The following is a 14,364-nucleotide window of genomic DNA, read 5'->3' as shown; positions in this document are numbered from 1 at the left end:
ATCTGAGACGACCATGGCAAAACCATTTAAACGATTACTGCTGACCGGCGCCGCCGGCGGCCTGGGCAAGATTCTGCGCGACCGCATCAAGCCGTGGGCCGATGTGGTGGTGCTGTCCGATATCGCCGATCTGGGCGAGGCACGCGAGGGTGAGGAAATCGTCCAGTGCGACCTGGCCGACAAGGCTGCGGTCATGAAGATGATGGAGGGCGTGGAAGCGGTGCTGCATTTCGGCGGCATCTCGACCGAAAACACCTTCGAGAACATCATGCACGCGAATATTCTGGGCACGGCCAATGTCTACGAGGCCGCGCACAAGCAGGGCGTGAAGCGCATCATCTTCGCCAGCTCGAATCACACGGTGGGCTTCTACCGCAACACGGACTATATCGATGCAAGCGCACCGACCCGTCCTGATTCGTTCTATGGCGTGAGCAAATGCTTTGGCGAGCAGCTGGCCAGCTACTACTGGGACCGCACTGGCCTGGAAACGGTGAGCTTGCGTATCGGCTCTTCGTTCCCTGAACCGAAAGACCGCCGCATGATGGTCACCTGGCTGAGTTACGACGACCTGGTGGAGGCGCTGCGACGTTCATTGTTTGCGACGCGGGTGGGCTACACCATCCTGTTTGGCATGTCGGACAACGACGTCGCTTGGTGGGACAACAGCAAGGCTGCGCACCTGGGCTACCAGGCCAAGGACAGCTCCAGCCAGTTCGACGCCCACTTCCCCGATACTGGCGAATACCCGGATCCTGACGCTGCGGTGACTTACCACGGTGGCGCCTTCGCGCTAGCCGAAATGCGCTACAAGGACTAGATCTTCGCCATCAACTCGTCTATCCATGCCATGAACACGCGCAGCTTGGCGCTGACGTGGCGATTCTGCGGATAGGCGAGATACATCGGCATGGCGTCCGCCTGCCAGTCATCAAATAACGGTATCAGCTCGCCGCGCGCTACATGGTCTCTGGCCATGTAGCGTGGCAGCCAGAGCACGCCCATGCCTGCCAGTCCGGCGGCGAGATAGGCGTTACCGTCATCTGCGGCGACGGTGTGGCGGGCATGAATCTGCAGCGATTCGGCCTCGCGCCGGATTTGTATTGGTGCGATGGTGCCACTGCTGGAGCGCAGAAAACCGACGATGCGGTGTTGTGCCGTCTCCAGTTCCTGAGGATGCGCGGGCGTGCCTTGTTCCTGCAGATAGCCTGGCGCGGCGTAGACGCCCAGCGGCAGATCGCCAACGTGGCGCGCGACCAGTGACGGCACGGTGATCTCACCGCCGCGCACGACGCAATCGACGTTCTCGCCGATGACATCAATGTTACGGTCGCTGACGCCCATGTCGATTTGAATGTCGGGGTAGCGACGGTGGAAGTCCGGCAGCGCCGGCATCAGCACGAAGCGGGCGAACGGGCTGGGAACATCAATGCGTAAGCGGCCGCGTGGTACGGCCAGTTCACCAGTGATGCCGCTATCTGCCTCTTCCAGGTCGCCCAGTACGCGCACCACGCGCTGGTAGTAGGCGGCGCCTTCCGGCGTTACCTTGACCTGGCGCGTGGTGCGGTTGAGCAGCTTGACCTGCAAGCGCGCTTCCAGCTGCTGCACCAGCTGCGATACCGTGGTCTTGCTCATGTGGAGCGTCTGTGCTGCCTTGGTGAAGCTGCCTGCTTCCACCACGCGTACAAACGCCAACAGGGTGTCGAATCGGTCCATGGGATTGTGTGGAAATACCAAACAGTCATTGTACGACTTGCCTGTTTATCGGGTGGCGCGATGTTTATACAGTCTCGTTACCGCTTTATTCAACAAGGAGTTTTTATGTCTGTACGTGACGTTGTTTTCCCGCCGGGCCGCCAGGATCTGTATGAGCGCAACCGCTATTCACCGGCCGTGCGTTCGAATGGTTTGCTGTTCGTCTCGGGGCAAGTGGGTAGTCGGCCGGATGGTTCGCCTGAGCCGGAACTGGAAGCGCAGGTGCGCCTGGCCTTCCAGAACCTAAACGCCATCCTGGCGGCAGCTGGTTGCACCTTTGACGATGTGATCGACGTGACAGTGTTCATCGTCGATCCGGAGTCGAAGTTTGAACGTATCTGGTCGGTGGTCGGTGAATTCTGGGGCGGGGCGCCTCATCCGACCGTGACTGCTGTTGGCGTGACCTGGCTGTATGGCTTTGACTTCGAGATCAAGGTGATTGCCAGGGCGGCCTAATGTTGGCCGGCAGTGCCATGGCTGGAAAAGCGGCTGCGGTACTGTCCCGGGCTGATGCCCAACTGGCGCTGGAAGACGCGCCGCAGATTCTGTTCTTCCATGTAGCCCATATTGGCCGCGATGGTTTTCAGCGGCAGGGCAGTTTTCTCCAGTGCGCGGCAAGCCGCTTCCAGCCGCATGGCTTCTACCATGCGGGCTGGCGTGCGTCCCATCTGGCTGGCGTAAGTGCGGGCGAACGTGCGCGGCGTCATGCCGGCTTGTTCTGCCAGCCGTTCTACTGTCAGGTTTTCATGCAGGTGGGCGGCTACCCAGGTGTGTAGTGCGTCGAAACGGCCGCCTTCCTGTGTCTGTGCCGCCAGTGGTACGCTGAATTGCGACTGCCCGCCTGAACGCTTGATGAACATGACCATCTGCCGAGCCGTTTCGATGGCGACGTGATGGCCGTAGTCTTCCTCGATGAGCGCCAATGTCAGATCGATGCCGGCGCTGACGCCGGCCGACGTCCATATGGCGCCGTCCTTGATAAAGATTTTGTCGGCATCGATGTCCACCTGGGGATACAGCTGGCGCAAACGTTCCACCCATTCCCAATGCGTGGCGACACGTTTGCCTTGCAGTTGGCCGGCGGCGGCCAGCAAAAAAGCGCCCGTGCACACAGAGCACAAGCGCCGTGCATGCGGCGCTTGCCGCACTATCCATTTGACCAATGCCGGATGAGCGTAGAACTCCTGGCCTTTGCACCCGCCTGCGGCGATGATGGTGTCGATTGCCATGCCGTCCAGCGTGGCGATGGGTACGGTCATCACCGGCAGGCCGGCGCTGGTGTTGATCAAGCCACCTTCCGCAGACGCGACGATGGTGTCGTACAACGGCCCTGCGCTGCCGCCATGGCGCTTGCTGGCGGTCGTCAGCGCCTGCAGTGGGCCGCTCAGGTCCAGCAGGTTCATATCGTCGTAAGCCAGCAAGACGACGCGCAGGGTGGTGTGGGCTTTCATCGATAAGAAGGATACTCGAATTCCAGCGCCACGAAGAATGCTGTGCGCTGGCCGTAGCGCTGCGCCAGTTCGGCCAGTGTGCGGTCCAGTGCCTGCCCGGGCAGCGTGGATGCCGGCGATGGCAGGGTTGGCGGCGCTTCGGCATCCGTCGCCGCGTAGTCGGGAAGGATGGTCAGGCCATTCTGTGATTGCAGCGCATTGGTGCTGCTGGCGACGGCATATACTCGGCTGCGTTTGGAGCGCGCCCACGCATCCGCGCTGAAGGCCAGCACAATCTCATCGACGCCTGCCGCGACAGGCACGCCAACCCGGTCCGGTGCATGGAACCATTGATTGGTGTAGCGAGTGATATAGGCGCCCAGATTGACACCCAGCGTGGGGTGGAAGACGTCGCTGTTGTGCGTGGTGCTCCAGTCGCTGACGCCGATGCCGCGTGCCAGCGTTGCCGCGCGCTCGTTGCCAGCGATGGCTTCCACCAGGGCGAGCGCCGTAGGCATGGCGGCACTGATGCCGGCGCTGGATACAACGCGGCCATCGGCTACATAACGGACATTGGTTTGCCAAATGGTGTCGGGGTAGTGCTCCTTGCGGTAGGATTCGCTGGCCCAGTGCGCGGTGGCACGGCGGCCTTTGAACAAGCCGGCGTTGGCGACCACCACCGCACCGTCGCAGATGCTGACGATGGTCGCGCCTTTGCTGCTTTGGGCTGCTATCCACGCCACCAGCGTTGCATCGTCCGGTTTGACGACGGCCGGCACGATGACGTAGTCAGCGCCACCGGAGAAGCTGGCGTCAAACTCTGCGGTGGTTTTGTCTGGCTGGATGCGCAGGGCCGGCTGCATTTTCAGCGGACCGGCTTGCGTGGCGACCGTCAGCACCTGCGCGACACCGGAGCGCGCCAGCACGCCGTAGGGAATCGCAAAGTCGGTCAGTTCGGTGCCGCCGTTATAACCAACGACAGCAATCACAGGCTGGGTGCGGCCATGCGGATTCTGATAGCGGGGAATCTCGCCAGCAGTGGCAAAGCGGCAGAGCAGCAGCAGGGATAGGAGTAATGTACGCATGCATACATTATCTGGCTGCTGCTTCGTGGCGGAATGACATAAAACAGTCAATTCCTGCCACCAGGTGCGATCAGGATTGCTGTGAGAGGATCATGGCGTTGTACACCGCGTGGACCAGCATGGGCGCCAGCAGGGTCTTGCTGCGTTCATAGGTCCAGGCGGTGCACAGGCCCAGCATGAATACCGGCAGCATCGATAGCGGCGGGTGGACCACTGCGAAGACCGCTGCACTCATCAGCATCGCTTGCGGCGCTTTCATCGAGCGGCGCAGACCGCCGTAAATCAGGCCACGGAAGATGAATTCTTCGCACAGTGGCGCTGCCACCACGGCCAGTGCCCATATCCAGCTACGCGCACCTTGCAGTGCCGTGGCGCTTTTGCTGATCTCTTGCCATAACGCGGTGTGCTGCAGGATCTGCATATAACCCAGGCCCACAACGCCGGCGACAGCGGTTGCGATGGCGGCGCTGCCCAGTGTTTGTTTGAGCTCCATGCCGCGCCAGATGGCCGGCACGCCGGTCGTCCTGCTGCGCCAGTAGACCAGCCGCATCAGCCCATACACCGTGATGCCCGCGATACCGAAGGCGATGCTGATGGTCTGTATATTGGCATTGCCGAAAAATAGCAGCACGATGCCTTGCAGGATAAAGAATGCAGTGGCGGCGATCAGGCCATCCGCAGTGGATACGCGCGATGGCGGCGCGGCGGCGGGATCGAGCAGGTAGGGCAGGGAGTCGCGCGCTTTCTGCCACAGGGCCAGTGCCATCGATGCGGTCAGCACCATTACCACCAGCTTTTGCGACCATACGCTGCTGTAAATCGACCAGGTGTAGAAGCTGGCCAGCAGCATGTACAGATACACATAGGTCGGCCTGACGCGCGTACGGACATCGACTGCCTGCGGATCGCACGCGAACACACCCAGCGATACGGCGATCATCGAATAGATCGGAATGCCGATGGCGACTGTCAGCACGAGCACCAGCATGTACCAGTCGTAGTGCGGGGAGTACCAGGCACAGATGCCCAGCACAATGGCGGGATACAACAGCGTCAGCATGCCCCACAGCTGCGCCTTCTCTTTCAATACACTTTCGATGGAACGCGGCACCGTGTACAGCAGCCAGAGTACCTGGCCCTCGTTGTTGAGCGTCTGGAAGGCTGACAGCATCAGCACATATACGCCGATGCCGAACGCGATGGCGGCGGCCAGGGTGTGATGTTCGCCCAGTTCGGCGAGGCTATTCAGTTTGCCATTGAAGACCATCTGGCTGCCGACGATAATCACCGGCAGCAGCAAGGTCTGGAACAGGAAATTGCGGTCGCGGCCAAGCAGGCGCAATTCACGGCGCTTGACCGGCGACAGCAGCGCGTGCCAGCCAGCGCTGTTTGTCGCGCTCACCACCTGCTTGCGCCGCGCACTTTCGCGTGCACCGGAATTGACCACGCCATGCCGCAATTGATAACGCAGCAGCTGCATGCCCGCCCATACCATCACAACGATTTCGGCCAGCAGCAGCGCGCTGTGCATCGCCAGCTCACCCAGGCCATGCGCCTGTATCGCTTGCAGCACCTGTCCGGGCGGCAGCCAGCTCACCCACACCGGAAAGCCTCGCGCCCACTCCATGACAAAGCCATTCGCTTGCGGCATGCCGAGCGCCATGACGAAGTAGATCAGCGGCAGGTTGAACAAGCCGGTCACCGCTTGCAGATTGCGCAGCTGTGAGGCGGGTAGCCACATGCGCAGCCCGGTGTCGGCCAGTGTGTGCAGCATCGCTGCCAGCGGCAGCAGGACGACGGTGGACAACAAGGCCACCGGCAGTACGGCCCATGTGTGGCCTGAATGCCAGGCGATGACCCCATATGCCGGCATCAACGCAAACCAGCCGCTGATGTTGCTGACACTGCGTTCCAGCACGCGTCCCCACAGCAGCAGGGAGCGTTCCACCGGCATGGTCACCAGCCATTCCAGATCCCAGTCCGGTTGCGCCATTTCCTTGTTCCCCAAGGGGAGCAGCACGGCGATCAGGAACAGGGTGCTGAGCTCCATCGTCAGGCCGTTCATCAGCGCCGGCGCGAATGCGGTGGGGATCGCTGTGTGCGGCGCGTCGCGGCAGACGCTGTCCGCATCGAGATGACAGTACATATTTGTCACCACGTTGTCGGACATGCTGACAAACGAGAACGACATGAACACCACCATCAGCGCGGTCAGTATCCACAGGTTGCTGCGCTTGCCGGCGATGCCATCGCGCGATTTTTTCTTCTTGAAGCGGAACAGGTTATTTGCCAGCATATTGCGCTGGCGCGTCAGCCGCATTCTGGTCATGAGCCAGATGGTGTGGGCTGCGCTCATTGCGCTGTCTCTTCAGCTGCTTCGTCGGTAATTTTGAGAAACACGTCTTCCAGCGAACCGCTGGCCGAAGACTCGGCGCGGATTTCGTCGAGCGTGCCGGTGGCGACCAGTTCGCCGCGATGGATGATGCCGACGCGGTCGCATAGCTTTTCCGCCATGTCCAGCAAGTGGGTGGAAACAAAGATGGTGACGCCGCGCGCCGCCGCTGCCAGCAGGCGCTCCTGCACATCGCGCGAGGCGCGCGGATCGAGGCCGTTGATGGGTTCATCCAGTATCAGCACGGCGGGATCGTGTATCAAGGCGCAGGCCAGGCCCAAGCGTTTTTTCATGCCCAGCGAGTAGTTGACGGCGTAGTCTTCGCCCGCTTCTTCCAGGCCGAATTCCGCCAGCAGGCGCGCGCTGCGCTGGGCCGATTCGGCGCGTGAGTAGCCGTGCATCTCGCCGACGAATTGCAGTATCTCGCGGCCGCGCAGGTAGTCGTAGAAGATGGGCGTGTCGGGCAGATAGCCGACGCGGCGCTTTACTTCCGCCGGCTCGGCGTGGCAATCGAGGCCGTCGATGCGGACCTGGCCGCCGCTGGGCACCAATATGCCCATCATCATGCGGATGGTGGTGGTCTTGCCGGCGCCGTTGGGACCTAGGAAGCCGAACACTTCGCCGCGCTGGACGGTGAGTGTCAGCGGCTTGACTGCGTTGAAACTGCCATAGACTTTGGACAGTCCTTGAAACTCGATCATGAGGGCACCGGCAACGTTATGAATTTACTACCCCATCATAACACTGCGCGGCGCCTGCTCTTACTGCCTGGGATAGAGGCTCATGCCGAAACGTTCGGTGCGTGGCATCCAGTTGCCGGTGATGTCGGCGGAAGCCAGCACCCGTTCGGCGCGGCCGATCAGCAGGGCGCGCGGCACCAGCCCGATATAGCGCGAGTCTTCGCTGTTGTCGCGGTTATCGCCCAACATCATGTACTGGCCGGCAGGCACAACGATGGTGTCGAAATCGCGGCGCGCCTTGACCTGCGGCAGGAACTGGATGGCGTGGCTGTGCTGGCCCAGTGATTCATCGACGCGGACCGCGGCCAGTTCGCCCACGCCCTGGATGTTTTCAGTCGTGTGGCCCATGGCGGTATAGCCGGCCTGCTGGCCATTGATGATGAGCTGTTCGTTGTGCATGGCGACGCGGTCGCCGGGCAAGGCGATCACGCGCTTGATGAGGCGCATGCTGTTGACCGGCGAGGAAAAGGTGACGATGTCGCCACGCTGCGGTTCGCCGGTGGCGCTGATGACGATGTCGGTCAGCGGCACTTTCACGTTGTAAGCCAGGCGGTTGACGAACACCACGTCGCCCTCCAGCAGATTGGGATGCATGGAGGCGGACGGAATCGGATTCCAGTCGGCGACCGCCGTGCGGAACACGCCAAACAGTGCCAGGAACAGCAGGAATCCTTTGTTGGCGCGTACCCAGTTTTTCATCGTTTGTTCTCCCAAGTGAGTGGTGGTGGCGCACTCATATTGTGAGCAGATTCTTAACGATGGCTTAGTGCGCGGTTTTTTGTACCAGCGCGCTGCCGACGCCGTGGCGATGGCCTTCGCTGACGGCGGTCACCGTGCCGTCCTGGTTGAACACCAGGGCATTGGCGGCGCCGATTTCCTCGGGCGTCTTGCTCCAGTGCTGGCCGGTTTTCTCCAGCGCGAGTGCTTGTGCGGTGCCGGCGAAACCGGGTTCGATATCGGTGTTCATGCCGTTGCGTTCGGACAGACGCGGTGCGTTCACGGCATCCGGCATCGACATGCCAAGGTCCACATGGTTGAAGATGGTTTGCAGCACCGTGGTGATGATGGTTGAGCCGCCCGGGCTGCCGATCGAGAATGCCGGCTTGCCGTTCCGGAAGGCGATGGTCGGCGACATGCTGCTACGTGGGCGCTTGCCCGCTTCCGGTACGTTGGGAGCAGGGCCGGAGAAATCGAAATCGGTCATCTCGTTATTGAGCAGGAAGCCATAGCCCGGCACCACGATGCCGCTGCCGCCCCATGCTTCAATCGTAAAGGTGTAGGCGACGATGTTGCCGTCCTTGTCGGACACCGTGAGATGGGTGGTGTGCGCGCTTTCTGCAATCAGCTTGTTGGCGTTGGGACGCAGCGGGATGCTGCTGTCGTTCTGGAACGGGTAGGGATCGCCCACCGGCGCCTGCACGCTGGCCTGCTCAGGGTTGATCAGCTCACGGCGGCGCGCGGCGTATTCCTTGCTCAGCAGGCCGGTCACCGGGGCATCCACAAATTCGGGATCGGCCAGGTAGGCGTTGCGGTCAGCGAAAGCCAGACGGCTCGCTTCCAGATACAGGTGTTCGGCCTTCTCGCGCGGCATCGACTTGAGGTCATAGCCCTCCAGAATATTGAGCGCTTCGGCGATCGCGATGCCGCCACTGCCAGGCAGCGGCATACCGTATAAATCATAACCACGATAGGTGCTGTGTACTGGCTGGCGCAGGCGCGCTTCATAGTTGGACAGATCGGCCAGCGTCATCTGGCCGCTGTGGGCGTTGACCGTATCGACGATCGCGCGCGCCATTTTGCCGCTGTAGAAAGCCTTGACGCCGCCCGCTGCCAGCGTGCGATAAGCGTTGGCCAGATCGGGATTGCGCAGCAGCGTGCCTTCGCTGATGGCTTTGCCGTTCCGCAGATACAGCGCGGCAGTGGCGGGGAACATGGCGAACTTGGCTTCATTCTCCTGCGCCAGATGGGAAAAATTGGTGCTCACCTTGAATCCCTTGTCGGCCAAGACGGTGGCTGGCGCCAGCACTTGCCGGAAGCTCATGCTGCCGTAGCGGTCCAGCGCCTCATGCCAGCCACGCACGGTGCCCGGCACACCCACCGACCTGCCGCTGGCGACCACCGTATCGAAATCCATCGGCTTGCCGTCCTGCTGGAACACGGTGGGCGTAAAACTGGCCGGCGCCGTTTCGCGGTGATCGATGGTGATGACGCGTTTTTCCTTGGCCAGGTAAATCACCATGAAGCCGCCACCGCCTATGCCGCAGCTGAACGGATCGGTCACACCCAGCGTGGCCGCCGCCGCGACTGCCGCATCGACCGCATTGCCGCCCTGGTTGAGGATGGCAATTGCGGCCTGCGATGCAGGCTCGCTGATGGTGGCCACGGCGCCGCCCGTGCCGGTGGCAACCGGTGTCTTGGCGGCGGCCGGCAAGGCCAGGGAAACCAGGATGGAAAGGGTGAACGAAGCGGCGAGAACGGTGCGGGTGGGACGTATCAACGTGGTCATGTGGGCAAGGTTCAAGGTGAGTTAGTGTTGCTCACCTTTAAGCTTACCCGATAATCCGGCGTTGTTTCATTTTTTGCAGGGACTTCCTTGGGATCAAATTCGACCAGCGTGAAGTTGAGGCCACCCTGGTTGATCGTAGTCGTGCCGTTGGGCATGTTATCTGACAGAACGAAATTACTGGTGCTGCCATCAGGCTGGACCAGCGCGAAACTGAAGCTGATGTAGCCCGCCCAGACACAGACCGCGTCCTTGCGGCAGCGGCTATCGTTGACCCGGTCCAGCTTGAGCGCGGGCGCGCTGGACGCCACACCCGCGCCGCCCGTTGCGGCCGACGTGAGGGCAACGCTGCCGCCCTGGTGCAGCACGTAGGTGGTGGTGAACGGGGCCGGTGCGCGCACGCTGCCCGTGGCGCTGCCGCAAGCATGTAGCGCGGCCATGACGGCTACCAGTAGCGGTAGCACGAACAGCTGCCGTAGTATATTTTTTTTCATTAGAGCGCTCCTGCATCCTTTGAAAGCAAGCTTAGCAAAAAGACCATAGGCGCGGCGCACGAACGGCACGTGGTCAGCGCCACGTCAAAGGAGGGGCAAAAAAAATGCCGCTCGGCTTGCGCCGGCGGCATTCCGGGGGAAGCGGGGAGGTCTTACACGTACGCGGCCAGCGCACCTTTCATTTTCTTGAGCGCAGCGGCTTCGATCTGGCGGATACGCTCAGCAGACACGCCGAATTCATCGGCCAGCGTGTGCAGCGTGGCGCCCGAACCGTCGTCGTTGGCCAGCCAGCGCGCTTCGATGATGCGGCGCGAACGGGCGTCCAGCTTGCCCAGCGCTTCTTCCAGGCCTTCGGACTGCAGACGGGTGACCTGTTCGGCTTCCAGCACGCGGGTCGGTTCGGAGGCTTCCGACGACAGATAGGCGATGGGCGCGAACTTGTCATCTTCATCATCCGTCGGCGACTCCAGCGCAATGTCACGGCCGCTCAGACGGGTTTCCATTTCGATCACTTCTTCGCGCTTCACATCCAGCGTTTTCGCCAGCTGATCGATCTGGGCAGGCGTCATCGCGTCCAGACCTTGCTTGTGGCTGCGCAGGTTGAAGAACAGCTTGCGCTGGGCTTTGGTGGTTGCCACCTTGACCAGACGCCAGTTCTTCAGGATGTATTCGTGCATCTCGGCCTTGATCCAGTGCATGGCGTAAGACACCAGGCGCACATTCTGATCAGGGTCGAAGCGTTTGACGGCTTTCATCAGGCCGATATTGCCTTCCTGGATCAGGTCGCCATGTGGCAGGCCATAGCCCAGGTAGCCGCGCGCGATCGACACCACCAGGCGCAGATGGGACATCACCAGTTTCTGGGCGGCGCCCAGGTCGGCTTGGTCTTTGAGGCGCTTGGCCAGCGAGATTTCTTCTTCGTGCGTCAGCATCGGCAGGCGATTGACGGCCGAAATGTAGGCATCCAGGTTACCCAGGCTGCCGCTGAACCCGAGTTCCAGAGCGCTGTTATTGGCAGGTACCACGGACATCATAGTCATTTTCGTTCCCTTCGCTTGAGATTGCTTATGAGCACTAACGTACTCTTTCGAACATATATTAGCACTCTCTGTCGTTGAGTGCCAATCGTTCAAAATTTATGAGCCTGATAGTAAAAATGCTATCAAGACTTTGGATGCATTTAGGATGCTGGATGGATCTTAGGTCTGACTTAACGATGGAAAACATCGTAGACCTGCATTAGGGCGCGGTTCCGTACGCGGACGCACGGAACCGGGAGAGGACTTAGTTGAGACGGGCGGTATGGCGCTTGACCGACAGGCGGGCGCCAATCAGGCCCAGCGTCGCCGACAGCGCCAGCAGGGCGGCAATCGCTATGGCCGGCAGCGGCGCCAGCTGGAATTCCGATGCGTACAATTTTGCAAATTCGGCAATCGCGGTGTTCAGCGGGCGCAGCGCCAGCGTCACTGCGCCGAGCGCCACCGCGCCAGCACTCAGGCCCAGCAAGGCGCCCGTGTAATAGAAGGGCCGGTGGATGAAGCTGTCCGTCGCGCCGATCAGCTTGGACACCAGGATTTCCTCGCGCTGGGTCAGCACCTGCAGGCGGATGGTGTTAAAGATCACCGCCACCACCACCGTGCCCAAGGTAGCTGCGAGCAGCAGCAGCGCCAGGCGCAGGATGTTCAGCAGTGCGGCCAGGCGTTTGACCCAGGCCGAATCCACCTGCACGGTATCCACGCCGGGCAGGCTGCGGATCTGTTCGGCCAGCTGGTCGACATCGCCGCCGGCCTGGGCGTTGCGGAAGGCATCGAGCTTCAGCACATAGCTGTCCGGCAGCGGATTGTCGCCCAGGGTGGCCAGCACATCGGCCAAGCCGTTCTTGTCTTTCAGGTTTTCCAGCGCCTTTTCGCGCGGCGTGAAGATGATCTTCGCTTGCCGGTCTTTCACGGCCTGGCGCAGTTGTACCGCCAGCGCTTCGGCGTTTTCACGCGAAGTTTCCTGTTTCAGAAACACGCTGATTTCCGGATCGACCGACAGCGATTCCGACATCGGACGCACATTGTCCAGCAGCGTCACGCCCATGAAGGGCAGGGCCAGTGCAATCGCCACCACCAGAATATTGAACAGGAAACCACCGGGCGAACGGCGCAGGTGCACCAGTGCCGCGCTCAGCGCGTAGCGGTGTTGGCGGAACCAGTAGGTCATGCTGCCACCTCCAGCTGACCCTGGTTGAGGTGGATCACACGCGCGGCGGCATCCAGCATCTGTTCATCGTGGCTGGAGATCAGGCAGGTCACGCCCACCGAGTTGAACGCCTTGAGCGCATCCAGCACCTTGTTGGCGCTGGCGCGGTCCAGATTGGCAGTCGGCTCGTCGGCCAGGATCACTTGCGGACGGTTGACGATGGCGCGCGCGATCGACACGCGCTGCTGCTCGCCGCCCGACAAGGCCAGCGGCTGCGCATCGGCGCGGTCGCCCAGGCCAACCTTGCCCAGTGCGGCGCGGGCGCGCTGCTCGGCCTGCGTCTTGGAGGCGCCGGTCACCAGCAGCGGCAGCATGACGTTGGCCAGCACGCTGCGGTCGGTCAGCAGACGCTGTTGTTGAAAGATGAGTCCGAGATTACGGCGCAGGAAGGGCACGGCAGCCGGCTTGATGCGGGCGATGTCCTGGCCATTGACGATCACCTGCCCGGAGCTGGGACGCTCCATGGCGGCAATCATTTTCATCAGGGTGGATTTGCCGGCCCCGGATGGGCCGGCCAGAAAGACCAGTTCGCCTTTATTTACCGTCAGCGAGATGTCGCGCAGCGCCATCACATCGGAAGAGTATTGTTTCGAGACGTTCCGGAATTCGATCATAGAGGTCTGATTATCCAAGCAGTGCTTCTACAAATTCGGCAGCCACAAACGGCTGCAGGTCTTCAATCTTCTCGCCCACGCCGATGAAATACACCGGCACTGGACGCACACGCGCAATCGCTGCCAGGATGCCGCCCTTGGCAGTGCCGTCCAGCTTGGTAATCACCAGGCCGGTCAGCTTGAGGGCGTCGTCAAAGGCTTTGACTTGCGCCAGCGCATTTTGCCCGGTATTGCCGTCGATCACCAGCAGAGTTTCGTGCGGTGCGCCGTCCATGCCTTTGCCAATCACGCGCTGGACCTTTTTGAGTTCTTCCATCAGGTGCAGCTGGGTCGGCAGGCGGCCGGCGGTGTCGATCATGACCACGTCCACGCCCTTGGCTTTGCCGGACTGCACGGCGTCAAACGACACGGCTGCCGGATCGCCCGACGCTTGCGAGATCACGGTGATGTTGTTGCGCTGGCCCCAGACCATGAGCTGCTCGCGCGCGGCGGCGCGGAAGGTATCGCCGGCTGCCAGCAGCACCGACTGGCCGTGCGTCTGCATATGCTTGGCCAGCTTGCCGATGGTGGTGGTCTTGCCAGCGCCGTTGACGCCGGAAATCATCATCACGGTGGGCGTGTGGCGGCCCAGCTCGAAGGGATGTTGCAGCGGGGTCAGCAGTTCGATCAGCAGCTGTTTGAGCGCGGCCTTGACGGCGGCGGCGTCCAGCAGCTTGTCTTCCTTGACCTTGCGTTTGAGTGCATCGAGCAGGTATTCGGTGGCGTCGACGCCAGCGTCGGACATCAGTAGCGCCGCTTCCAGTTCATCGTACAGGTCGTCGTCGATCTTGGCGCCGACAAACAGGATGGACAGGTTGTTGGAGGTTTTGGACAGGCCAGCCTTCAGGCGCGCCATCCACGACTGTTTTTTCTCGGCCGGTTCTTCGATCGGCAGCAGGTCAGGGACTTGGATGGCGGCAGGCGCCTCGGCTGGGGTAGGGGCGACGACAGGCGCCGCAGGCGCTTCGGGAGCGACAGGTTTTTTCTTGAAGAAGCTGAACATGGATATGTAGTTGGGGTGCTGGCCAGCACGAAGTTTGCCTATTTTACCAGAGCGCCACCGCGCAC

General features: G+C 61.5%; 14 protein-coding genes. 2 read left to right on the top strand and 12 right to left on the bottom strand.

From position 1 onward, the window contains the following. Positions 1-13 precede the first annotated feature (13 nt). Positions 14-820: an NAD(P)-dependent oxidoreductase gene (locus GTP58_RS21290; protein WP_161079146.1), complete on the top strand. Its 807-nt coding sequence runs from the start codon at positions 14-16 to the stop codon at positions 818-820. Here GTP58_RS21290 and GTP58_RS21285 read toward each other — a convergent pair. After that, on the bottom strand, positions 817-1,716 hold the full coding sequence (locus GTP58_RS21285; protein ID WP_161079145.1) for a LysR family transcriptional regulator: 900 nt from the start codon (positions 1,714-1,716) through the stop codon (positions 817-819). The two genes, GTP58_RS21290 and GTP58_RS21285, sit on opposite strands and share 4 nt — an antisense overlap. Positions 1,717-1,821: 105 nt before the next feature. Here GTP58_RS21285 and GTP58_RS21280 point away from each other — a divergent pair, with 105 nt between their 5' ends. Further along, the gene (locus tag GTP58_RS21280) at positions 1,822-2,211 is read left to right on the top strand and encodes a RidA family protein (RefSeq protein ID WP_161079144.1); all 390 of its coding nucleotides are present in this window, start codon (positions 1,822-1,824) and stop codon (positions 2,209-2,211) included. Here the strand turns inward: GTP58_RS21280 and GTP58_RS21275 are convergent. The 11 genes from GTP58_RS21275 to ftsY all read right to left on the bottom strand — a co-directional run bounded on the left by GTP58_RS21275 (position 2,208) and on the right by ftsY (position 14,299). Further along, on the bottom strand, positions 2,208-3,206 hold the full coding sequence (locus GTP58_RS21275; protein WP_161079143.1) for a GlxA family transcriptional regulator: 999 nt from the start codon (positions 3,204-3,206) through the stop codon (positions 2,208-2,210). The genes GTP58_RS21280 and GTP58_RS21275 overlap by 4 nt on opposite strands. After that, a complete protein-coding gene (locus tag GTP58_RS21270; RefSeq protein WP_161079142.1) occupies positions 3,203-4,270 on the bottom strand; it encodes a DJ-1/PfpI family protein in 1,068 nt (355 codons plus the stop codon). The genes GTP58_RS21275 and GTP58_RS21270 overlap by 4 nt, the downstream gene beginning before the upstream one ends. A 70-nt stretch (positions 4,271-4,340) precedes the next feature. After that, positions 4,341-6,626 carry a type II CAAX endopeptidase family protein gene (locus GTP58_RS21265; RefSeq protein ID WP_161079141.1) on the bottom strand — a complete coding sequence of 762 codons (2,286 nt, stop codon included), beginning with the start codon at positions 6,624-6,626 and terminating at the stop codon, positions 4,341-4,343. After that, entirely contained in the window at positions 6,623-7,363 is a 741-nt protein-coding gene (locus GTP58_RS21260; protein WP_072785291.1) for an ABC transporter ATP-binding protein, read from the bottom strand. The genes GTP58_RS21265 and GTP58_RS21260 overlap by 4 nt, the downstream gene beginning before the upstream one ends. A 60-nt stretch (positions 7,364-7,423) precedes the next feature. Then, on the bottom strand, positions 7,424-8,101 hold the full coding sequence (lepB, locus tag GTP58_RS21255) for a signal peptidase I (protein WP_161079140.1): 678 nt from the start codon (positions 8,099-8,101) through the stop codon (positions 7,424-7,426). 64 nt (positions 8,102-8,165) lie between these two features. Continuing rightward, on the bottom strand, positions 8,166-9,908 hold the full coding sequence (gene ggt / locus GTP58_RS21250) for a gamma-glutamyltransferase (protein WP_161079139.1): 1,743 nt from the start codon (positions 9,906-9,908) through the stop codon (positions 8,166-8,168). A gap of 11 nt (positions 9,909-9,919) precedes the next feature. Then, positions 9,920-10,399 carry a hypothetical protein gene (locus tag GTP58_RS21245; protein ID WP_161079138.1) on the bottom strand — a complete coding sequence of 160 codons (480 nt, stop codon included), beginning with the start codon at positions 10,397-10,399 and terminating at the stop codon, positions 9,920-9,922. 152 nt (positions 10,400-10,551) lie between these two features. Continuing rightward, positions 10,552-11,439: an RNA polymerase sigma factor RpoH gene (rpoH, locus tag GTP58_RS21240; RefSeq protein WP_371851446.1), complete on the bottom strand. Its 888-nt coding sequence runs from the start codon at positions 11,437-11,439 to the stop codon at positions 10,552-10,554. 244 nt (positions 11,440-11,683) lie between these two features. Then, on the bottom strand, positions 11,684-12,604 hold the full coding sequence (ftsX, locus tag GTP58_RS21235; protein WP_072785281.1) for a permease-like cell division protein FtsX: 921 nt from the start codon (positions 12,602-12,604) through the stop codon (positions 11,684-11,686). After that, a complete protein-coding gene (gene ftsE / locus GTP58_RS21230; protein WP_161079137.1) occupies positions 12,601-13,257 on the bottom strand; it encodes a cell division ATP-binding protein FtsE in 657 nt (218 codons plus the stop codon). The genes ftsX and ftsE overlap by 4 nt, the downstream gene beginning before the upstream one ends. Before the next feature lie 10 nt (positions 13,258-13,267). After that, positions 13,268-14,299 carry a signal recognition particle-docking protein FtsY gene (ftsY, locus tag GTP58_RS21225; protein WP_161079136.1) on the bottom strand — a complete coding sequence of 344 codons (1,032 nt, stop codon included), beginning with the start codon at positions 14,297-14,299 and terminating at the stop codon, positions 13,268-13,270. Positions 14,300-14,364 lie beyond the last annotated feature (65 nt).

Origin of the sequence: Duganella sp. CY15W, from assembly GCF_009857555.1 — a bacterium.
GTDB lineage: Bacteria > Pseudomonadota > Gammaproteobacteria > Burkholderiales > Burkholderiaceae_D > Rugamonas > Rugamonas sacchari.
Note: the sequence above shows the minus strand (reverse complement) of the source record. Positions and strands in the feature narration are given on the sequence as shown.

Bases quoted from the DNA above. Each gene is read 5' to 3' on its own strand.
- GTP58_RS21280 (WP_161079144.1), top strand. From the start codon at position 1,822: ATGTCTGTACGTGACGTTGTTTTCCCGCCGGGCCGCCAGGATCTGTAT.
- GTP58_RS21270 (WP_161079142.1), bottom strand. From the start codon at position 4,270: ATGCGTACATTACTCCTATCCCTGCTGCTGCTCTGCCGCTTTGCCACT.
- lepB (WP_161079140.1), bottom strand. From the start codon at position 8,101: ATGAAAAACTGGGTACGCGCCAACAAAGGATTCCTGCTGTTCCTGGCA.
- GTP58_RS21245 (WP_161079138.1), bottom strand. From the start codon at position 10,399: ATGAAAAAAAATATACTACGGCAGCTGTTCGTGCTACCGCTACTGGTA.
- ggt (WP_161079139.1), bottom strand. From the start codon at position 9,908: ATGACCACGTTGATACGTCCCACCCGCACCGTTCTCGCCGCTTCGTTC.
- GTP58_RS21265 (WP_161079141.1), bottom strand. From the start codon at position 6,626: ATGAGCGCAGCCCACACCATCTGGCTCATGACCAGAATGCGGCTGACG.
- GTP58_RS21275 (WP_161079143.1), bottom strand. From the start codon at position 3,206: ATGAAAGCCCACACCACCCTGCGCGTCGTCTTGCTGGCTTACGACGAT.
- ftsY (WP_161079136.1), bottom strand. From the start codon at position 14,299: ATGTTCAGCTTCTTCAAGAAAAAACCTGTCGCTCCCGAAGCGCCTGCG.
- GTP58_RS21290 (WP_161079146.1), top strand. From the start codon at position 14: ATGGCAAAACCATTTAAACGATTACTGCTGACCGGCGCCGCCGGCGGC.
- GTP58_RS21285 (WP_161079145.1), bottom strand. From the start codon at position 1,716: ATGGACCGATTCGACACCCTGTTGGCGTTTGTACGCGTGGTGGAAGCA.
- ftsE (WP_161079137.1), bottom strand. From the start codon at position 13,257: ATGATCGAATTCCGGAACGTCTCGAAACAATACTCTTCCGATGTGATG.
- ftsX (WP_072785281.1), bottom strand. From the start codon at position 12,604: ATGACCTACTGGTTCCGCCAACACCGCTACGCGCTGAGCGCGGCACTG.
- rpoH (WP_371851446.1), bottom strand. From the start codon at position 11,439: ATGACTATGATGTCCGTGGTACCTGCCAATAACAGCGCTCTGGAACTC.
- GTP58_RS21260 (WP_072785291.1), bottom strand. From the start codon at position 7,363: ATGATCGAGTTTCAAGGACTGTCCAAAGTCTATGGCAGTTTCAACGCA.